This is a genomic window from Glutamicibacter sp. NPDC087344 (genome assembly GCF_044744225.1).
Lineage (GTDB): Bacteria > Actinomycetota > Actinomycetes > Actinomycetales > Micrococcaceae > Glutamicibacter.
Genome location: NZ_JBIUXY010000004.1, coordinates 472256 through 492679, shown reverse-complemented (window position 1 = coordinate 492679; position 20424 = coordinate 472256). Strand labels below are relative to the sequence as shown.

At 59.9% G+C, this 20424-nt stretch carries 21 protein-coding genes; 9 read left to right on the top strand and 12 right to left on the bottom strand.

What is annotated here, in order from left to right; genetic code table 11:
- Together ACIOWL_RS09910 and ACIOWL_RS09905 are read left to right on the top strand one after the other, a co-directional pair.
- Positions 1–579: transposase (locus ACIOWL_RS09910; RefSeq protein ID WP_400384225.1), on the top strand; the 579-nt coding region annotated here is incomplete at its 5' end.
- Between the two features lie 214 nt (positions 580–793).
- Positions 794–1519 (top strand): nicotinamide mononucleotide transporter, encoded by a 726-nt coding sequence (locus ACIOWL_RS09905; protein WP_400384223.1) that lies wholly within the window; start codon positions 794–796, stop codon positions 1517–1519.
- Positions 1520–1606: 87 nt separating this feature from the next.
- Here ACIOWL_RS09905 and paaZ read toward each other — a convergent pair whose 3' ends face one another.
- Entirely contained in the window at positions 1607–3730 is a 2124-nt protein-coding gene (paaZ, locus tag ACIOWL_RS09900) for a phenylacetic acid degradation bifunctional protein PaaZ (protein WP_400384220.1), read from the bottom strand.
- Between the two features lie 91 nt (positions 3731–3821).
- On the opposite strand from paaZ, the gene ACIOWL_RS09895 reads away from it, so the two are divergent.
- Positions 3822–4250 carry a hotdog fold thioesterase gene (locus ACIOWL_RS09895; RefSeq protein ID WP_400384218.1) on the top strand — a complete coding sequence of 143 codons (429 nt, stop codon included), beginning with the start codon at positions 3822–3824 and terminating at the stop codon, positions 4248–4250.
- Positions 4251–4703: 453 nt separating this feature from the next.
- Here the strand turns inward: ACIOWL_RS09895 and ACIOWL_RS09890 are convergent, their stop codons facing one another.
- Positions 4704–5078, bottom strand: a complete 375-nt coding sequence (locus ACIOWL_RS09890; RefSeq protein WP_400384215.1) for a VOC family protein — start codon at positions 5076–5078, stop codon at positions 4704–4706.
- Between the two features lie 31 nt (positions 5079–5109).
- The gene (locus ACIOWL_RS09885) at positions 5110–5838 is read right to left on the bottom strand and encodes a tyrosine-protein phosphatase (RefSeq protein WP_400384212.1); all 729 of its coding nucleotides are present in this window, start codon (positions 5836–5838) and stop codon (positions 5110–5112) included.
- Positions 5839–5975: 137 nt separating this feature from the next.
- Between ACIOWL_RS09885 and ACIOWL_RS09880 the strand changes: the two genes are divergently transcribed.
- The gene (locus tag ACIOWL_RS09880) at positions 5976–6881 is read left to right on the top strand and encodes a serine protein kinase RIO (protein WP_400384209.1); all 906 of its coding nucleotides are present in this window, start codon (positions 5976–5978) and stop codon (positions 6879–6881) included.
- A 79-nt stretch (positions 6882–6960) separates the two neighbouring features.
- On the opposite strand, the gene ACIOWL_RS09875 is transcribed toward ACIOWL_RS09880, so the two are convergent.
- The 3 genes from ACIOWL_RS09875 to ACIOWL_RS09865 are packed head-to-tail and all read right to left on the bottom strand — an operon-like array spanning position 6961 to position 9858.
- Positions 6961–7833, bottom strand: coding sequence for a 3-hydroxyacyl-CoA dehydrogenase family protein (locus ACIOWL_RS09875; protein ID WP_400384207.1), 873 nt, complete (start codon positions 7831–7833; stop codon positions 6961–6963).
- A 2-nt stretch (positions 7834–7835) separates the two neighbouring features.
- A complete protein-coding gene (locus tag ACIOWL_RS09870) occupies positions 7836–8630 on the bottom strand; it encodes an enoyl-CoA hydratase/isomerase family protein (RefSeq protein ID WP_400384204.1) in 795 nt (264 codons plus the stop codon).
- 4 nt (positions 8631–8634) lie between these two features.
- Entirely contained in the window at positions 8635–9858 is a 1224-nt protein-coding gene (locus tag ACIOWL_RS09865) for a thiolase family protein (RefSeq protein ID WP_400384201.1), read from the bottom strand.
- 653 nt (positions 9859–10511) lie between these two features.
- Between ACIOWL_RS09865 and ACIOWL_RS09860 the strand changes: the two genes are divergently transcribed.
- From ACIOWL_RS09860 to ACIOWL_RS09845, 4 genes are all read left to right on the top strand, one after another.
- A complete protein-coding gene (locus ACIOWL_RS09860; RefSeq protein ID WP_400384198.1) occupies positions 10512–11048 on the top strand; it encodes a hypothetical protein in 537 nt (178 codons plus the stop codon).
- 235 nt (positions 11049–11283) lie between these two features.
- Positions 11284–12246 (top strand): 1,4-dihydroxy-2-naphthoyl-CoA synthase, encoded by a 963-nt coding sequence (locus ACIOWL_RS09855; protein ID WP_400384195.1) that lies wholly within the window; start codon positions 11284–11286, stop codon positions 12244–12246.
- Positions 12247–12288: 42 nt separating this feature from the next.
- Complete coding sequence (locus tag ACIOWL_RS09850; RefSeq protein ID WP_400384192.1) at positions 12289–13416, top strand: AMP-binding protein; 1128 nt, start codon at positions 12289–12291, stop codon at positions 13414–13416.
- A gap of 80 nt (positions 13417–13496) precedes the next feature.
- Entirely contained in the window at positions 13497–14384 is an 888-nt protein-coding gene (locus ACIOWL_RS09845) for a 1,4-dihydroxy-2-naphthoate polyprenyltransferase (protein WP_400384189.1), read from the top strand.
- A gap of 101 nt (positions 14385–14485) precedes the next feature.
- Here ACIOWL_RS09845 and ACIOWL_RS09840 read toward each other — a convergent pair whose 3' ends face one another.
- Positions 14486–14776 (bottom strand): DUF4229 domain-containing protein, encoded by a 291-nt coding sequence (locus ACIOWL_RS09840; protein WP_400384186.1) that lies wholly within the window; start codon positions 14774–14776, stop codon positions 14486–14488.
- 53 nt (positions 14777–14829) lie between these two features.
- On the opposite strand from ACIOWL_RS09840, the gene ACIOWL_RS09835 reads away from it, so the two are divergent.
- The gene (locus ACIOWL_RS09835; RefSeq protein WP_400384183.1) at positions 14830–15255 is read left to right on the top strand and encodes a PLD nuclease N-terminal domain-containing protein; all 426 of its coding nucleotides are present in this window, start codon (positions 14830–14832) and stop codon (positions 15253–15255) included.
- Positions 15256–15493: 238 nt separating this feature from the next.
- Here the strand turns inward: ACIOWL_RS09835 and ccsB are convergent, their stop codons facing one another.
- Genes ccsB through ACIOWL_RS09810 form a run of 5 tightly spaced genes read right to left on the bottom strand, consistent with a single transcriptional unit; the run spans position 15494 to position 20230 of the window.
- Positions 15494–16555, bottom strand: coding sequence for a c-type cytochrome biogenesis protein CcsB (ccsB, locus tag ACIOWL_RS09830; RefSeq protein WP_400384181.1), 1062 nt, complete (start codon positions 16553–16555; stop codon positions 15494–15496).
- A complete protein-coding gene (locus ACIOWL_RS09825; RefSeq protein ID WP_400384178.1) occupies positions 16548–18176 on the bottom strand; it encodes a cytochrome c biogenesis protein ResB in 1629 nt (542 codons plus the stop codon). Before ACIOWL_RS09825 ends, ccsB begins: the two co-directional genes overlap by 8 nt.
- A complete protein-coding gene (locus ACIOWL_RS09820) occupies positions 18176–18931 on the bottom strand; it encodes a cytochrome c biogenesis CcdA family protein (RefSeq protein WP_400384175.1) in 756 nt (251 codons plus the stop codon). Before ACIOWL_RS09820 ends, ACIOWL_RS09825 begins: the two co-directional genes overlap by 1 nt.
- 7 nt (positions 18932–18938) lie before the next feature.
- Positions 18939–19562 (bottom strand): TlpA family protein disulfide reductase, encoded by a 624-nt coding sequence (locus tag ACIOWL_RS09815; protein ID WP_400384172.1) that lies wholly within the window; start codon positions 19560–19562, stop codon positions 18939–18941.
- 5 nt (positions 19563–19567) lie between these two features.
- The gene (locus ACIOWL_RS09810; RefSeq protein WP_400384169.1) at positions 19568–20230 is read right to left on the bottom strand and encodes a histidine phosphatase family protein; all 663 of its coding nucleotides are present in this window, start codon (positions 20228–20230) and stop codon (positions 19568–19570) included.
- Positions 20231–20424: the final 194 nt, after the last annotated feature.

The window sequence follows — 20424 nt, the reverse complement described above, 5'->3', positions numbered from 1 at the left end:
ATCTGCCTGGAAAACTACGACCGTATCGTGGGCCTAGAACTAGAAGACCTCACCGTTGACGGATGCATCGTCAAAGCACCCTGCGGTGGCGAAGCCGCCGGAAAATCCCCGGTAGACCGCGGCAAACAAGGCACCAAACGGTCCTTGATGACCGACGCCAAAGGGATCCCTCTAGGATGTGTGATCGCTGGAGCGAACCAACACGATTCCCCCTTGCTCCGCCCCACATTGGAACGGCTCTCCAGGTTCGCCTATTTCCTGCCCGAGCAGATCACCGTCCATCTGGATGCCGGGTACGACAGTCAGAAAACACGTGACCTGTTAGATGAGCTTGGGTGCGATTACATCATCAGTACCAAGGGTGAACCGTTACAAGCTGGTGCACGGTGGGTGGTGGAACGAACTAACTCCTGGCATAACCGTGGTTTCAAGAAACTCTCGATTTGCACCGAACGGAGGGCGCGGGTCATTGATGCCTGGATCAGCTTCGCGAACAGCATCATCATCCTTCGGAGGCTGATTAAAGAGGCTTGGGTAAGTCACCGTTGGGATTCAAGACCTAATCGAAAGCCTAAATAATCAGGTTCAACCTATCGGCGCGATTTCTTATACGCGTGCGCCTTCAGCCACCTGAGCCCGCGGAAGGTCTTGACCGATTTTCTTGAGAGGCCTCACAGCGTGCGCAGCCCTGCCCACTCCCCGCGCTTGTGTTCCTCACAGGATTCACAGCTAGCATCGTAGGGGTGCGTTTTGCGCCCGATGAGCCGAATACAACTCAACACAAAGAAGCATCGTGGATTCAATTATTGATAGTCTCTTCCAGCTGTCCTTGAGCACCAGCTCAGGCGTGCAGATCCTGCTCTTCGCGATCAGCGCGCTGCTTGTGGTCATCGCCTCCCTGTTGCTGGCGCACCGCAACGACCTAGGCTGGTGGGCACTGATCATGGCGGTTTTCGCCGGACCCATCATCAATGCCATGAAGTACGACCTGTACTCGTTGATCTACGGAATTCCTTTGCTGCTACTGGCTATTTTTGGCCTGTGGCGTTTCTCGCGTTTTGAACTCAAGGGCAAGTTCACCCGCATGGTCACCCGCTCACCATTGACCCTCACCGGGACCGTGGGGCTCCTGGTAGGCGCCGTGTTGCTGGTCGCGTTGCACTTCAATTACTTCCTCTTCAACGGCGGCTACCTCAGCGCCACCCCGTCAGTGTGGGTAATGTACGCGGCCGAGGCGCTAATGTACGCATCCTTCGTGCTGATTGCCTGCGGTATACGCAGCGGCTGGCTGGTGCTGGCAGCCGGCTCCATTGCCAACGTGGTGGTCTACTTTGTGGTCAGCCCGATGCTTGGCATGTTGGGACTGTACGTATTCACCGCCATTGCAGCTCTCTATGGCTGGTTCCAATGGCGCAACCTCCCCGCCCCGGCGCAGCCTGAGCTCTCCGAAGAAGAGATCGCCCTGGAGGCTGCCACCAAAGCCACCCTGGACAAACTGAACTCCCAAGAGAACAAGTAAACCCCAAAAGCTTAACCTCAAATGCCGGCCTTCGAGAGAACTCGAAGGCCGGCATTTGAGGTTTTCAGCTGTACCGCGCTACGGGATTTATGCTTGCCAGTTGGCGTAGGTGGAGTCCGTCTTCTCCACCAAGGTCAACACGTCGTAGCTGGCGACCAGCTCGCCGTTCTGGTTGTTCAAGACCGCATCCCAGGCAACCTCACCGTATTCATCGGTCACGCGCGGGGTGATCTTTTTGGCCGTCAAGGTGACGCGGATCGAATCCCCCGCACCCACCGGGGTGATGAAACGCAGGTTTTCCAAGCCATAGTTGGCCAGTACGGGCCCCGGAGCGGGCTCCACAAACAATCCGGCGGCCCAGGAAACCAACAGGTAGCCGTGGGCCACAATGCCGGGGAAAAATGGATTTGCCTCGGCGGCCAACGCATCGGTATGGGCGTAGAAGGTATCCCCGGTTTTGTTGGCGAAGTCGGTGATTTCCTCCAGCGAGACCTCACGAAGATCAGAGGCGAAACCATCACCGATCTTCAGCTCGGCCAAAGACTTCCGGAACGGGTGGACGTTGCCTGGCTGTCCGCCAAACTTCTCGCATCCGGCTAGGGACTGCGCCGCACCGGTGTGCCAGATTCCGCTCAATGCGGTCAGCATGTTTGGCGAGCCCTGCACCGCGGTGCGCTGCATGTGGTGCTTAACCGAGCGGATGCCACCCAGTTCCTCGCCACCGCCGGCGCGGCCCGGGCCGCCGTGAACCAGGTGCGGCACCGGAGAGCCGTGACCCGTGGTGCTGCGTGCGGTTTCCCGGTTCAGGATGTGCACTCGTCCGTGATGACCTGCGATACCCAGGGTCAACTGGCGCATGGCCGTAGCGTCGTTGGTGCACACCGTGGCCACCAGCGAGCCTGCGCCCATGGCCGCCAGCTCCACAGCTTCCTCAATGCTCTGATATCCAATCACGGAACTGACCGGGCCGAAAGCCTCACGGGAGTGCAAGATCGGGTTGCGGGCATCATTCCAACGAAGCACCAGCGGTGCCATGAAAGCGCCCAGCTCGGCCACCGCGTCGGTGTCGGCCGCGACCTTGACCTTTGGCGCGTCCAGGGCGCCGTAGGCCAGTTCACCACCGGCAGCCAGCATGTCCTGGACTGCTGCGCGCACGTCGCGCAGTTGGTCCAGTGAGGCCAAGGCGCCCATGGTCACACCCTCAACACGGGGATCGCCAATCACCACACGTTCCTCGATGCGCTTGCCGATCGCTACAATCACCGCGTCCACCTGGGACGCCGGTACGATATTGCGGCGAATGGCGGTGCACTTCTGACCTGCCTTGGCGGTCATCTCGGTCACCACAACCTTGATGAAAGCCTCAAACTCCGGGGTGCCTTCCACGGCGTCCGGACCCAGGATCGCGGCATTCAACGAATCGGTTTCGGCGCTGAATCGCACCCCTCCGTCAATGACGTTCGGGTGGGCCTTCAGCCGGCTGGCCGTGGCAGCCGAGCCGGTGAACGAAAACATGTCCCGGTAGTCCAGGTGGTCCATCAGGTCGCGGGCGGACCCGGAGAGCAGCTGCAGGGAGCCATCTGGCAGCAGTCCGGAGTCCAGCATCAGGCGGACCACTGCTTCGGTGAGATACCCGGTGGGGGTTGCCGGCTTCACAATGGTCGGCACTCCGGCGATAAAGGCCGGGGCGAACTTTTCGAGCATTCCCCAAACCGGGAAATTGAAGGCGTTGACCTGGACAACCACACCGGTCAGCGCGGTGTAGATGTGGGTGCCCAAAAACGATCCGTCTTTGCTCAGCGGCTCGGTCGGGCCATCCAGGATGACGTTGCTGTTGGGTAGTTCTCGACGCCCCTTGCCGGAGAAGGTGAAGAGCACGCCAATACCGCCGTCGATATCCACCATCGAGTCGATCTTGGTGGCACCGGTCTTGAAGGAGATCTCGTAGAGTTCCTTGCGGTGGTCGTTGAGGTAAAGCGCGAGCTCCTTGAGCTTCAGTGCCCGCTCGTGCAGTGAGAGCTGTGACAGCTCACGCTGACCGGTGGAACGGCCATAAGCTACGGCGCCGGCCACATCAAGGTTTCCCTTGGTGACGGTGGCGAGCAGTTCACCGGTATTGGCATCAAGGACTTCGGTGCCTCCCTGCGCTGCTGGGGTCTGCCAGTGACCGGCAATAAAACTTGGGACTACACCAATCTGGGCTGTCGTCATCGACACAATTCCTTCCTGAACGGTCGGTCAGTATTACTGTTAACCATAACAGCAATGACGTGATCGAGAACACCCGCAAAGGACCGCGAAAATGACCACCACACAGAACACCGGCCAAACCCTGGAACCCTGGAGCATCGAGTTGGGCGAGTTGGACCGCAAGATGGGAGTGCAGATCATTGAAGAATCCATCGACAAGGTCGTGGCAACCATGCCCGTCGCCGGCAACACCCAGTCCTTCGGCCTGCTGCACGGCGGGGCCTCACTGGCCGTGGGCGAGGCGGTCGGTTCCTGGGCCGCCGTAAAATTCGCTTCAACATTCGGCAAGGTGGTGGTGGGAGTCGACGTTAATGCCACTCACCACCGCTCGGCAACCGCAGGGCTGGTCACCATCACCGCGACTCCAATCAAGCTCGGCCGCCGCATGACCAGCCACGAGGTGCTCATCACCGACCACGAGCAGCGGCGCATCTGCACCCTGCGCATCACCAATCTGGTGGTGGACAAGCCGAAGCATTAGTCATCTTTCGGGCCATTCTGCGTGAGGAATCACGGATCGCGAATGAATCTGGGGCCTCGAAAGACGCCCGACAGCGTCGCCATCCGTCGGCAAGTCCAGTTCAGCTGGCAGATAAAGTGGTACAAAAAACTCAATCCGGATACCGGCCAATGGCCGAATCCCCGCAGCCTTATTGAATGGTTTTCCCGTCCGGGATTTCGGGCAAAGACTTTAGGCAAAGATGACACCTCCGCTGCAGCAGAGGTGTCATCTTTGTGTGTCACTTCAATTGCACGGCTTCAATCCGCACGGCGCGCATCACGTTCGGCTTATAGCGCTCCCGAATCCCTGACTATCTCTATTTAGCACCTGTTTCACGGTGCCATCTTGAAGCATGATTCATTTGCAACCGCCTGATCCATTCCTTGCCTTGTTCAACCTCCAGACATCTTGGAATCCAAGCAAGTCATTGAGCTAGTGTCCTGCGGCTTCCCAAACGCCAAGCTCGTTCCCGGAAGGATCAGTGAAATGCAGCCGGCGGCCACCAGGAAAGGGATAAGCTGGCTGATCGATCCAGCCGCCAGCAGCTTCGATCGAGCGGGCAGTTGCATCCAAATCCTCGGAATACAGCAGCACGAAGGGTCCACCAACGGGGCGCGGAGCATCAGCCAATAGCAGGCCTCCGGATTCCTCGGTACTGGCATCCGGCATGAGGATTCCCGCATATTGCTCGCCATAGTCGACAAATTTCCAACCGAAAGCGGCCGCATAAAAGGCCTTGGCGGCGCTTAAGTCGGTGACGGTCAGTTCAACATAGTTCAAGGCGTGATGCCGCGGTTTTCCATCCATATGCCGAGCCTACCGCCGCTTTGGTTCCCCATCATGGGTGATCTGCACGTGTCAGCCTGTGCAATGTGGCGAGAGTGCTGCCTGATACTCCTTGGCTGCGCAAATAATCCTCTGCGGTTCCAAGCCAGTGAAGGAATTTGTCCAACTCCTCGGCTCGACTGCGAATAATCTGGTGAAGCTCGATGTCTCCTTGATGGGATTCATAGGGGTGTTTTCGCGGGGAGACCCGGTGCCACTCATTGATACCGCGCACGGCGGCTTCATCATGCGCCAAAACTTCATCCCGCCGCCCGGCCAGATCCAGCAACAGCGTGGCGACCAATCCCGAGCGATCCCTCCCCGCAGAGCAGTGGATCACCGCGGCCGTAGGCGTTTGGGCCAGCGCTTCGAAAACCTGCGCCAGGTGGCTCCCGAATTCCTCGCAGACCAGTCGATACATCCCGGTGTGATTCATGTACGGCACGGCGACGGCTTCAAAACGATCGTTGCCCGGAGATTCCAGCGGCAGGTTGATCAAATCGATACCCCGCAGGCTCAGCGCGTCCACCACCGGGTCGTGCTCACGACGCCTGATCTCACTCTCATTGCGCAAATCAAGCACAAGGTCGATGCCATCCGCCCGTAGCTGCTCCCATCCGGCGGAGGTAAGCCATTCATGACGACCCATCCGATAGAAGACCCCGCAGATGCGCCGGGCATTGATGGCACCGTCCCAATGAACATCCGTTGACTGCTTGCGGTATTCGGCAGCGTGACTCATACGTCCATTGCAACATATTTGAGAACTGTTGTATTGTTACAGTCATTGGTAAACGCCAATGAGTCCTACTAAGGAGGGGTACCGATGATTGTCCGTAACCTAACCACGCCATCTCCCCTTCTCTCCAAGGACTTATTGTGTCTGAGAACTTCGGCGGATCTACCGCCATTAATTCACTAAATTTCACCACTTACGACGACGCCGATACCGGGCTTAAAACTCGGCGCGGGCAACCGGTCTGGAACGAGTCATCCGTCGATGAGCTCGTTGAAGGGCAGCGGTATTCCACGTGGCCGTCTATCGAAAAAGGGTGCCGTGGACCGCAGCCGTACCCGTCGTGGCTCATTGAAGATGCCGCGGCGATGGATACCGAGCTCGGAATCCTGAAAACTGGCAAGGAAGGCGATGTCTTCCTGATTGAGCGGGCCACCGAATCCCGCAGCACGCTGCTGGCGGCCAAACGCTACCGAGGTCAGGAACACCTGCAATTCAGCCGTTCCCAGGCCTATAGCGAAGGGCGTTCGGCACGGCGTTCACGTGATAATCGCGCCGTGAAAAACAACTCCAGCTACGGTCGCGAGGTGGCTGCCTTGCAGTGGGCCAGCGCGGAATGGACGTACCTGCGCCGCTGTCACGAAGCGGGAATCCCGGTCCCCTACCCGGTGCAGATCGACGGCACGGAAATCTTGATGGAGTTCATCGCGGACCCGGAAAACTCGCGCGCCGCGGCACCTCGGCTGCAACAGATCTCCCGCAACGACCCGCGGCTTCCAGCCCTGTGGGATCAGCTGGCAGACGCCATGGAAAAGTTTGTCATACTGGGCATCGCCCACGGCGACCTCTCCGCCTACAACCTGCTGGTTGCCGGAGAACGGCTGGTAGTCATCGATGTGCCGCAGTGCGTGGATCTGGCCGGCAACGTGCAGGGGCTGGACTTCCTGCACCGCGACTGCGTCAACATGTGCGACTGGTTCACCGCCAAGGGCCTGCCGCGGGATGCCGAAGCGCTGTTCACCTCGCTGCTGGCAAGCATGTTCGCCTAAGCGGCCCAGAGACACAAATCCGCCCGTTGAGCTCGATTCTGCAAGCTCAACGGGCGGACCTCAACAGGCTAAGGCACGATTACCAGGTGTAGAACCCCTGGCCGGTTTTACGGCCAAGCTTGCCCTCAGCCACCAGATCGCGCAGAATCTGCGGCGGCGCAAAACGCTCGCCCAACGTCTCATGCAGGTACTCTGCAATCCCCAAACGCACATCCAAACCCACAATGTCCGTCGTCTTCAACGGACCGGTTGGATGTTTGTACCCCAGCACCATGGCATTATCGATATCCTCCGCGCTGGCCACACCTTCTTCAACCATGCGCATGGCTTCCAGGGCAATAGCCACCCCAAGGCGAGACGAGGCAAAACCCGGAGCATCGTTGACCACCACGGCGGTTTTACCCAACGCCTGCACCCACCCACGCGAAGCTTCAACCAGCTGCGGGTCGCTCTGCTTGCCGATCACCACCTCAATCAAGGTGGACGCCGGAACCGGATTAAAGAAATGCAATCCCAAGAAGTTCTGCGGACGCGCCAGCTCCTGCGCCAACCCGGACACCGACAACGACGAGGTATTGGACGCCAACACCGCATCCGGCGCCAGCACCGCTTCAACGGCCAACAACGAGGAAACTTTCAGGTCCCACAGCTCCGGAACCGCCTCAACCACCAACTGCGCCGCGGCAAAATCCGCATAATCGGTACTGACCGCAAATCGCGCCAGCAACTGCTCACGGCTTTCGGCAACCGCACCGCGAGCAATGGACTTGTCCACCGACTCGGCAACACGCTCATACGCGCCCTGAGCGGCCGCCTCGTCGCGCTCGACAACGGTCACCGCACTGCCACTGATCAAAAACCCGTGGGCAATCCCAGCGCCCATACGCCCGCCGCCAAGGACACCCATCCGGGCCGGCAAGGCGCCTTCAATAAAGTTGGTTGCTTCACTCATGTTCACTTCTTCTTTCGGTCTAAAAATGCCTGCATACGATCAAACTTGGCCTCGGATTCAAAAAGAATTCCCTGGGCCAGGTTGTCAATGATCGGATGCACCTCGCGCGGAGCATGGAACACCGACTTGCTAATACGCACCGCCAATGGATCTTGCGCGGCAATACGATCCGCCAACGCATCCGCGGCGGCATCCAGTTCCTCCGCAGGGTGCAGCTCGGTGATCAGCTGAACCTGCAAGCACTGGGCACCGGTCAGGACCTTGCCAGCCAACAAAATCTCCTTGGCCAGCGGCTCGCCCACCAGTTCCTTCAACCGCCAGGTCGCACCGGCCGCGGCCATAATTCCCAGGTTTGTCTCCGGGTTGCCCAGGCGCAGGTCCTCGGTGCCGATCCGGAAATCCGCCGCATAGGCCAGTTCCGCACCGCCGCCCAAGGCGTAGCCGTCCAACGCGGCGATCACCGGCATGGGCAGTTTGGCAATACGCTCGAAAATCCCCGAGTTGATCCCGGCCAGCGCATCCTCGCGGCGGCGCATCCGCAGCTGGGCGATATCCGCACCGGAGGCAAAAATGCCCTTCGAACCGCGTGGATTGGCCTCGGTAGCTGGCTGCGACGTGGTGCCAGCCAGGATCATGATCTTCGGTGCACGCTCCAGGTAGGCGCATAGTGCATGCAGCTCATCAACCATGACCTGGTCGATGGCGTTGCGGACCTCGGGGCGATGCAGGCGAACCCACACTCGATCCTCGGATTCGACAACCTGCAAGGTGGTGAAATCTTCTGGGGACAGGTTCATCAGCTTAGACGCCCTCCACCAGCAGTGCGGTTCCCTGGCCGACTCCCACACACATGGTGGCCACACCGAGCTTGCGCCCGGAGCCGGACAGCTCGCGTTCCATGCGGCCCAGCAAAGTGATCACAATACGCGAGCCCGAAGAACCCAGCGGGTGGCCCAGCGCGATCGCCCCGCCATCGCGATTCACGATCGACGGGTCTACCCCCAGCTCACGCATGCTTGCCAACGACTGGCTGGCAAAAGCCTCATTGATTTCCATGGCCCCGATATCCCCAATGGACAACCCGGCGCGGGTGAGGACCTTGTTGGTCGCCGGCACCGGACCCATTCCCATGATCTCCTGAGCCAGTCCGGCGGCCTGTCCGTCGACAATGCGGGCACGCGGGGTCAGGCCGTATTTGGCGATGGCGCGCTCCGAAACCACCAGGATGGCCGAGGCTCCGTCGTTCAGGGTTGAGGCGTTGCCCGCGGTCACCACGGAGCCGCCCTTCACGACCGGACGCAGCCCGGCCAACACCTCGGCGGTGGTACCCGGACGCGGGCCCTCATCGGTGTCAACGATGGTGTCGGCCTTGCGGCCCTTGACGGTCACCGGCACGATTTCATCTTTGAACCGTCCGGCCTCGATGGCGGCAATGGATTTCTCGTGGGACTGCACGGCAAACTGGTCGGCGTCCTCGCGGGAAATGTTGTAGACGCGGGCGACTTCCTCGGCCGTCTCCGGCATGGAGTACGTGGCTTTGCCGTCGCGGGACAGCTCACCGGAGAGGAATGCCGGGTTGGTGAAACGCCACCCGATCGACGTGTCGAAGGTTGCGCCGGGTTTGGCGAAGGCCTTGGTTGGCTTCTCCATGACCCACGGTGCGCGGGACATCGATTCAACACCGCCGGCCACGACAATATCCGCGGCACCGGACTTGACCATGTGGCTGGCCATGGTGATGGCGCTCATTCCCGAAGCGCACAGGCGGTTGACCGTGATCCCCGGAACGGTATTCGGCAAGCCAGCCAGCAGCCAGGCCATGCGGGCCACGTTGCGGTTTTCTTCACCGGCTCCGTTGGCGTTGCCGAAAATCACCTCGTCAACCAGCGCCGGGTCGATCCCCGCGTCGTCGATTACTCGGCGGATGGTCAGCGCCGCCAGATCGTCCGGACGCACGCCGCTCAGCGCTCCGCCATAGCGTCCTACCGGGGTACGTGCTCCGCCTACGAGAAATGCCTCGGCCATGATTGCTCCTTGCGCCAGAAAAGTAGTGATACTCAGCACTCTAACTTACCGACCATTCGTTCAATAATACAAGTGCGGCTCGCACTTGACTTTACGCAATCCCGAATAGAATCAGCAGACCCTCCACCCGAAACGCGCCAAGCAACCAAAGATCCCAGGCCATGACGCCGCAGGTCATTCCACATCAGATGCCTCGGACTGGTTCAACCCGCGGAACGTGAGCGCTGCGAAAGTGGTACCGCGTCATGCTCGGACCGCGGAAAGCGACGCAAAGGTGAATTTTTCAGCCACTACACGGCGACTCGCGATGCTCGCAAACCCCGCTGCCAGTACGTGCGCATCGGATCGATCCAGCTGCAGCAGCCTGTTCCGTGACTTCCAAACAGGTCAATGTGACGCGAGTGGAATTGCGGCGCCGGACAACAGGCCCACGCCTTCCGGATCGCTTGCGAATCACCAAGACAGGGCACTGTGCACGTGCTTTCCCGCTCCGCGTCCGCCATCGAATCAGGCAAGACCGACGCTCAAGATCAACACGCTGCCTCACCCTCATACGCCGCCAGCATTTTCACCACCACCAAGATTAATTAGAATACCAAGGGTCAGACTCGCGCCTGCGCGAGAACTCGCAGCCAGCCCGAAGGGGAACTTCAATGGCACCAAATATTTCCCGCAAGCCATCGCGGAGAACCGGCATCCTCCGCAAACTCGGCGCAGCCTGCGCTGTGGCTGCCCTCAGTTTTACCGGCATCGGTTTGAGCGCGGTGCCGTCCCAGGCCTACAGCACCTCGTTCGATCTCTTCAGCGTCAGCACCCACATCCAGGGCAAGGGCTGGATCACCGGCCCTGGAACCAAGAGCCAAGGCCTGAGACTCGAAGCGATCAAGGTAGTCCAAAACAAAAGTGACCGGATCTGCCTGCGCGCTCACGTTTCCAACGTCGGCTGGCAGGGCACAAAATGCACCACCGGCAAAGGCACTTCCATCACCGTGGGCACCACCGGACGCTCCCTTGCCATCGAAGCCGTCGAAACATGGATCCCCACGCGCGGATTGACCGTCACCGCCCACATTAAGAACATCGGCGACCAGCGCGTCACCCGTTCAACCAAGGGCGGCCACGTCACCGTGGGCACCACCGGTCGCGCGCTCCAGATGGAGTGGTTCTACATCCAACCCCACGCTCTGTAAGGCAAATGCCCTCGGGGCCCCGCGCCACCGGAGCGCAGGGTGCCCCGGGCAGGGATCGTGCAGCGATCAGCGCGCTTGATCCGCACAAGTTCTCGGCACGGATCATTGTGGGCACAAACGGTCCCCAAGGAACAACGTTGCATCCACTCGGCCCTGCAGCCGAGCTGATACCGCCCCGGCGTCATCCGCGGCCAAGGTGCTGAAGAACGCGCGGTGAACGACTAGCATTCATAGGGTGAGTAGCCAGAATAATTCAGAATTGCCCCAGAAGGTTTCCGACGTTTTCGACCCCACCCGGTGGCGGGTCGTTGAAGGTTTCGATTTCACCGACATCACCTATCACCGTCAGGTCCAGCGCGATGCAACCGGTGCGATCCTGCGCGATCTTCCCACCGTGCGTATCGCCTTCGACCGTCCCGAGGTGCGCAACGCCTTCCGCCCGCACACCGTCGACGAGCTGTACCGCGCCATGGACCACGCCCGGATGACCTCAGACGTGGCTACCGTGCTGCTGACGGGCAACGGCCCCTCCCCCAAGGACGGCGGCCATGCGTTCTGTTCCGGCGGGGATCAGCGTATCCGCGGCCGCGACGGCTACCGCTACGCCGAGGGCGAGACCCGCGAGAGCATCGACCCGGCCCGCGCCGGCCGCCTGCACATCCTGGAGGTGCAGCGCCTGATCCGCACCATGCCCAAGGTGGTGGTATGTGTGGTCAACGGCTGGGCAGCCGGCGGTGGGCACTCGCTGCACGTGGTCTCGGATCTGACCATCGCGTCCACCCAGCACGGCAAGTTCAAGCAGACCGACGCCACCGTGGGTTCCTTTGACGCCGGTTACGGTTCGGCCCTGCTGGCCCGCCAGGTCGGCCAGAAAAACGCCCGCCAAATATTTTTCCTGGCCCGCGAATACTCGGCCGATGACATGGTGCGCATGGGTGCGGTCAACGAGTCGGTAGACCACGAGCGCCTGGAAGAGGTGGCCCTGGAATACGCCGCGGACATCGCCGCCCAGTCTCCCCAGGCCATCCGCATGCTCAAGTTCGCCTTCAACCTTGCCGATGACGGTCTGGCCGGCCAGCAGGTTTTCGCCGGCGAGGCGACCCGCATGGCCTATATGACCGACGAAGCGGTTGAGGGGCGCGACGCCTTCCTGGGCAAACGCGACCCGGACTGGTCGAACTACCCGTACTACTTCTAGACACTCCAAAACCACCCTTAGATCCGAATCCAGGAGACAGCATTGGACGCACCACATCTGGAACTCTTAGAAGCCTTGGCCGCCGCGGTGAACGACGACGGACCGGCCGTGGAGGTCATTGCGGATCCCGATTCCCCTCAGGGCTGGAGAATCACCGCTCTCGACCCCGCGCAGTTGGCGGGCTTCGAAGAACCCATGGTGGTGATCCGCACGTCCGGCTCCACCGGGCGTGCCAAGCGCACGGTGCTCAGCGTCTCGGCCATGGCTTCCAGCGCGCAGGCAACCGCCGAATTCCTGGGCTTCGAAGGACAGTGGTTGCTGGCCCTGCCGGTGCACTACGTGGCAGGGCTCAGTGTGCTCACTCGTTCACTGTTCGCCGGCACCAAACCGGTAATCATGGCCCAGCAGGGAAGCTTCTCCGCCGAAGACTTCACCGCGGCCGCCGAGCAAATGGTGGACACCCACCGGCTCACCGCCTTGGTCCCGACCCAGCTAGCCCGGCTGCTGGATAATCCAAGCCCACGAACTTCAGCGGCGCTCAAACGTTTCGACGCGATCTTGCTCGGCGGGGCCCGGGCCAGCAAGGATCTGCTGGCCAACGCCCGCCACCATGGGCTGAAGATCTTCCAGACCTATGGCTCCGCGGAAACCTCCGGCGGGCTGGTGTACAACGGCACCGCCCTGCCCGGGGTGAGCCTGCTGGAGGAGAACGGGCGCGTCTTGGTCTCCGGGCCAATGCTGGCCGACGGCTATGCCGACGATCCTCAGGCAACCGCCGAGCACTTTGTGCACCGTGCGGGACAGCGCTGGTACCTCACCGATGATCTGGGCAGCGTGGATGGCCCCCGGCTGAAAATCCAGGGGCGCATCGACGATGTCATCAACACCGGGGGCGTCAAGCTTTCCGCGGCCAAGATCGAGGGGCTGCTCGAAGAATTCTTCACCCAGACTTTGGTCTTGTCCGTACCCGATCCGCAATGGGGGCAGGCGGTCGGTTTGGCCTATTCCGGCCCGACCCGGACCGAGGATGCTTTCGACGCGGTACGCCGCACCCTGGGCAAGGAGGCAGTGCCGAAGTACGTGCTTCACTACCCGCACGGACTGCCGTTATTGCCCAACGGAAAGTTCAATCGCCAGGTGGTTGCGGCCCAGTTGGCCCAGGCCCGCTAGGCCCTCGATTCGCCTTGCCCGACGAATCGCGGGAAACTAGAGGGTACGGATTTTTGTGTTTTGCCCCGAAAGGACTGAAAGTGGCTACACTTTCCCAATGGGTCGCCGGCGCGCGGCTGCGCACCTTGCCCATCGTCATTGCCCCGGTCGTCATCGGAACAGCCGCCGCGGTGGGCGAAACCGGGATCTTTCACTGGGTCCGTTTCCTCTTGGCGCTGGGTGTCGGCTTGCTGCTGCAGGTCGGCGTGAACTACTCCAATGACTACTCCGATGGCATCCGCGGGACCGATGACGAACGGGTCGGACCGTTACGGCTGACCGGCTCCAAACTCACCGAACCGAAAAACGTGCGTAATGCCGCGTTTGCCTGCTTTGGCTTGGCGGCGGTATTAGGCCTGTTCCTGGTGATCCTTTCCCAGGCGTGGCCATTGCTGCTCATCGGGGTGGCGGCGATCTTCGCCGCCTGGGGCTACACCGGTGGCAAAAATCCCTACGGCTACCGCGGGTGGGGGGACGTGTATGTTTTCATCTTTTTCGGACTGGTTGCCACGCTTGGAACCACGTTCACCCAGAGCGGCACCTTCACCCTGCCGGCCCTGCTCGGCGCGGTGGGCACCGGGCTAATCGGCTGCGCCTTGCTGATGGCCAACAACGTGCGTGATATCCCCACGGACACCGAAGTAGGGAAGATTACCCTCGCGGTGCGTTTGGGTGAGCACAACGCACGCCTGAGCTACGTGCTGATGCTCTCCGTGGCGATCCTGTTGCCGCTGCTTGTCACGGGAACGTTCCCGTGGATGTGGATGATCTTGGTGGCCTTCTTGCCGGCGGTTGCCCCTAGCCTGACCATGTTGCGCCAGCGTGACCTGTCCAAGCTGGTGGTGGTGCTCAAGCAGACCGGCATCGTGAACATGGTGTATGCCGTGCTTTTTGCCGGGGCTATCTTGCTCCCGCTCTGGCTGAACTAGGCCCCGGCTTCCTTACCGCATAAACAAACGCTCCACTGGCCAACCAGGCTGGTGGAGCGTTTGTTTATGGTTTCAGATGCTGCGCAGAAGTGCTTTGGCCATTAGGCGGTTGGATCCTGGGGACGGCGCTGGGCCTCGTCATAAGAATCTTCAATCGCCTCGTCGGCCAGTTGTTTTTGAGTCTTGCCGGCACTGGTTTTGTTGAACGCCTTGCCCACATCCTGGTTTGCGCGAAGCCGTAGATTGTTGAAGAACAGGTAGGACACCGCGAAGGCGATAATCAATCCGACCGCACCTGCCACAAAAATCGGCCATTGCAGACCCCAGAAGAGGCCAAGGAAGACAACCAGGAAGATTCCCAGTCGAAGCACGGTATATTTCAGAAGCTGCATAGTTTAAAGCTTACCGATGAACCTGTGAAGAGAATTATCACTAGACTGTAGTCATGGTCCGCATCATAATATTCGCCGCATTGATTTCCGTCGCGCTAATGATCTACACACTGATCGAATGCGCACGGTCCGAGGCACATCAGGTGCGCTCGCTGCCCAAGCCTGCCTGGTTCGCGGTGATCTTCTTCCTTCCGCTGATCGGAGCCGCATTATGGTTCACCCTGGGCCGCCCGCTGAGCGCCGAGGCAAGCGCCGCCCAGACTTCCAAAGCCCCGGATGACGACGAGGACTTCCTGCGCCAGCTGGAGGTCTGGCGTCGCCAGCAGCAGCGTGACGCCGAGCTGACCAAACGTGAGGAAGAACTCAAGCGCCGCGAGGCCGAGAAGTCCAAGGATCAGTCCGCAGACAAGCCCGCGAAGGAAAATAAAGACCACAAAAACAAATCCGACGGAAACGGCACCGCCACCCCGGACAGCTAATTCCACGGCAACACCCGCAGCAGTTCAACTGCACAGCACCCTCGTCAGGATCCTCTGGCGGGGGTTTGTTTGTTTGAGGTCCGGGGTTGACTCGCGCTCCTGGGTGACCGGTCCACCCGGACGGCTCCGCCGGTTCCAGACTCATTCACTTGCGCCGCAGTCAGCAGGAAATTAAAACACTCCGGCGGCCCACCTGGTGGTGGGCCGCCGGAGCGTCACTACTGGCTTGCGGTAGTGGCTACACGCCAGCGTAGGAGTGCAGGCCGTTGAAGTAGATGTTCACGATGGTGTAGTTGAAAACAACACACAGGAAGCCGATGATCGAAAGCCACGCCGAGCGAGGACCGGTCCAACCGCCGGTGGCGCGCGCGTGCAGGTAGCCTGCATACACAACCCAGATCACGAAGGACCAGACTTCCTTCGGGTCCCAGCCCCAGTAGCGGCCCCAGGCCGCCTCGGCCCAAATGGCACCGGCAATCACGGTAAACGTCCACATGGCGAAGCCGATGGTGTTCAGGCGGTAGGCGAAGTTCTCCAGGGCGCCGGCACCGGGGACCACACGCATGAACGGCAGCTTATCCGACTGTCCCTCGGCGATGCGCTTCATGCGGTAGTGCTGCAGCAACTGGAGAACATTCATTGCGAAGCTGATGGCAAACAGGGCCGACGCAAAAACGGCGATCGACACGTGGATCACAATCCAGGGAGACTGCAGGGCCGGCACCAGGTGTCCAACGGGGGTCGGGAAACCGATGGTCGCGCCGCAGAGCATCAAGGTCACCAGACCGGAGATGAAGCTGCCCATGAATCGCAGGTCCTTGAAGAACAGCGAAACCAGGAACACAACGGAAACCACCAAGGCTCCGGTAGACAAAAATTCATACATGTTGCCCCACGGCACACGGTGCGCGGCGAAGGCCCGGGCGAAGACGGCGAAACCGTGCAACACGACGGCCAAGCACATCAGGACCACGGCGATGCGGGCCATCTTGCGGCTTGATGAAAGTTTGGTGTACTCCATCTTGTCGGTCACGACATCCTCACCGACATTGTCGGCACGGACATCCTGGCCACGGCGTCCGCGGACGGGGCGTGCTGATCCACCGGCTGAAATCAGAAGCTTTTCATCTTCCTTCAGCGCCGCGGCGTCCATTTCGCTGATCGACTTGTTGGTCTTGGCCAGGTCTAGCGCGAAGAAGATAAAAACAACCATGTAGACCATGGCCGCCAGCAACATGAAGAGCTGGCTGTAGACACCCAGCGTTTCGTTGATCGGCTCGAGTGAGGCATTGCTACCCATTTACGGCTCCTAGGTCCTGTTCTTGGCTTGCCAATGGCCAAGCCTTGTCAAAGATTTTCTGCAATTCTTCGGATTCGCGTTCAAGTCTTGGATCCTCACCACGAGCCAAGAGCGCGTATTCGATACTACGCCTACCGTCCTCATTCTTGAGTTTCACCCAGACGCGGCGACGCGGGGTGAACATCGAGATGATCAAGCCCAACAGGGCAAGTCCGGCGAAGATCGCGATGGGTAGCTTGCCCGGATCGTAGTTCACATCCAGGGCGACGTACCGTTTGAGGTCGTCAAAGGTGATGCTGCCAAGTCCGTTCGGCAGTTCGTACGTGTCCCCGGCGCCGAGGACAATACCTCCGGCGTCAAGATTCCGGCTGTTCAGTTCCGTCATCTGCTCGGTATCCAGCACGTACACGTTCTGCGGTTCACCGGAGTCCAGGCCAAGGTCCCCATAAAAGGAGTTCAGCTGAAGCTGCGGGTTGATGGCGTTCGGATCTCCGGAGAAGGCCACGTTGTCCTCACCCACCAGTGCGGTCGGCAGCAGGAAGCCCTGGAAACCTAGCTGTTCTGGTTTCGCGTCCGGTACCTTGATGACCATCAATGAGGTGTAAACCGAATCCTGCGGGACCGATACCAGCGGCCCCGAATAGGAGACGTTGCCTTCTCCGTCGCGCACGGTGACCACCGGGGCGTAACCGTTGCCAACGAGGTATACATCCGCACCGTCAATACGCAGTGGGTGGTTTACCTTCAGATCCTGTGCGACCGGTTCTGCATCCGGATTTTCTCGGACCTGCACGTGGGCGGTGAAGTCCAGTGGCTGCCCAAAAAAGTCCTTGGAATCGCGGTCAAAGAGGATGTCGAACTTGTCCAGTTTCACCGAATACCCCTTGAGGTTATCGGCCGAGAAGTTGCTTCCGGGGCTGAATGAATCGTAGGAAACCAAGGAGTTCACAAAGGTTTCGCCCTCTACGACCACACGTTGCCCGCCGTAGCCATAGGCCTGGCCGATTCCCGCAGACGCGAGGACACCGAGCAACGAAATGTGGAAAAGCAGGTTGCCGATTTCGCGGAAGTAACCACGCTCCGCTGCCACCGAACGCCCGGTCGCGTCTTCGCGACGTTCAACCCGATACCCACGCTTTTTGAGGATTTTATACGTATCGTCAATCAGCTGGTCATCGGTGGGTGTGTCGGGCTGGCCCTCCATAACCGCCAGCGAATGGTACTGCGGCAGCCGATCCAGTTTCGCCGGAGTCCGCGGAGGCGGGGTGCGCAGGGCCTTTGCATGCTTTTTGATGCGCGGGGTGATACAGCCAACCAATGAGATGAACAACAAGATGTAGATCGCGGAGAACCAGGCTGAGGAATACACCTCAAACATCTGGAAACGATCCAACCACGGTCCGGCCACAGGATGCTGGTCAAGGTACTGGGCCACAAGCTCAGAGTTGACCGAACGCTGCGGGAAGATTGATCCGGGCACCGCGGCAACCGCCAGCATCAGCAGGAGGAACAGCGCCGTCGGCATCGACGTCAGCTGAGTCCAAATCCACCTCAGGGATCCGACAAAACCAAGTGCCGGCGCATCGCCCCGGTTCTTGGTTTTCTGCTTGTTCTTCGCCATTAGATTGGCAACCTCACTTCATTGGCAAACCAGTTTTGCAATTCGGTTACCCAGCTGCCCCACAGGCCGGTAACCATAACAAGACCCAAAAGAATCAGTAGTCCGCCGCCCAACCGCATAATCAGCAGCTGGTGACGCCGGAAAAAGTTCAGCGCCTGCATTCCTCGCTGCAGCCCCAGCGCAATCAGGATAAAAGGCAGTCCCAAACCCAGGCAGTAGAACACCGTGAGCAACGTGCCCCGGCCAACGTTTGCATCGACGCCGGTGGACATGATCAGAACCGCGCTCAAGGTTGGGCCAATACACGGTGCCCAGCCCAACCCGAAGGTCAGCCCCAGCACGGGAGCTCCCCACAGGCCGGCCGGTGGTTTGCGGTGGATCTTGCGGTCGCGTTGCATGAAGGAGAATCCGCCCATGAACACAACACCCATAAAAATAACGACGAGGCCCAAAAGCTGGGTGACCCAGCCGCCATTAAAACGAAGCCATGCGGTAGCTTGGCTGAAGAGCACACCGACGGCGATAAATACCACCGAAAAACCCGCAACAAACAACAGCACCCCGGCGAGGACTCGCCCCCGCCGGTGATCTTTGAGGTCGGCGCCGGTCAACCCGGTGACATAACCCAAATAACCCGGTACCAGGGGAAGCACACAGGGTGAGAGGAATGAGACAAGTCCAGCCAACAACGCGACCGGCGCGGCTAACAGCAGCGAACCGTCCAGCACGATGTCCGCAAAAGGATTAGAGGTCAAACCTGGCTCACAACTCTTCGGTCAGAGCGGTGCTGATCAATGACTTCAAGGTGCTTGGCTCCACCGCTCCGATAACTCGGGCACGGACCCGCCCCTTGCGGTCAAGGATGAGGGTGGAGGGAACCGCCTGCAGCGGGACGTACTTGGTCATGGCCAGCTGAATATCACCGCTGGTGTCCTGAACGGATTCGTAGGGAACCTCAAAGGTGCGTTCAAAGGCCATGGCGGCCTCGGCTTCGTCACGGACGTTGACCCCCAGGAAATTCACCTGGCCCTCGAACTCTTCGGCCAACTTCTTCAAATCAGGTGCTTCGATGCGGCACGGTGCACACGCCGCGTACCAGAAGTTCAAGACCACCGGCTGGCCCTGCCAGTCTTCCAAATCAACGGCCGTGCCGTGATAAGTTTCGGTTTTGATCGCTACGGGATCGGTGCGCTGCTGGACATCGTATTCTTGCACGGCCCCATCGCCTGCGATGTAGTTTTTTCCGTCGCCGCTGTTTGCCTGTGCGGTGAGATTATCCTCCTTGACCGAGCAAGCGGCCAACGGCACCACCGCCGCGGCCACCATCAAGGTACGCAACATGGTGCGCCGAGATAGTGGACGAGAGTTCTGCACGGGATCGATCATTTGCTTTAAGCTCCAGGGATGTTTGCCGCGCCCGCAAGAAGTTCAGGACTCGGTTCGGTGTAACGCACGGAGAGTATCTCATCTCCATCAAATTCAAAGCTGGTAATTGAGCTCAGCGTGCACTCGCGCTTGCGCGGATCATGCCACAGCGGTTTGCCTTCCGCTCCACGCCGAGTCACCCAAATCGGTAGCTGATGGCTCACAATGACCACTTCGGCACCCTCACCGTGTTCGGCAAGAGCCTGATTGCGGTGAAAATCCATGGCCTGACGCATCCGAGCGACCTGTTCGGCATAGGGTTCACCCCACGAAGGTTTGAGCGGGTTGATCAACAGCGGCCAGTAGCGCGGGCTCTTCAGATGCTGCGCAACCTTGGACAGCCCCTGCAGTTGATTGCCTGCTTCGATAACCCGATCGTCCGTGAGAATCGGCAGGTCAAGGGCCTTAGCCGTCGGAGCTGCGGTCTGTTGCGCCCGCACCAGCGGCGAGGCGACCAGGCGAACAATTCTCCCGCCGGAAGCCTGGTACTTGGCGAAGTACTCACCAGCACCATCGGCCATTTTGAAACCCAGCTCTGACAAGCCGAAACCGGGGATACGTCCATATAGAACACGGTCGGGGTTAAAAACTTCCCCGTGGCGCAACAAATGAACAGTCGAGATTGGCATGCTTCCAGTGTCTCAAAGAATCAACCTAAAAGATGAATAATGTGCTCACCGTCAACGATTCACAGGGCTTGCATGGCATTCGCAAATAGAAAACCATCCTTTCGGATGGGGTGCATCACAATACACGGCGACTAGGCTAGGAAGGAGAGAACGCACGCCGAACTGGTATCTGGAGCCGCCTTGGTTCTATGACC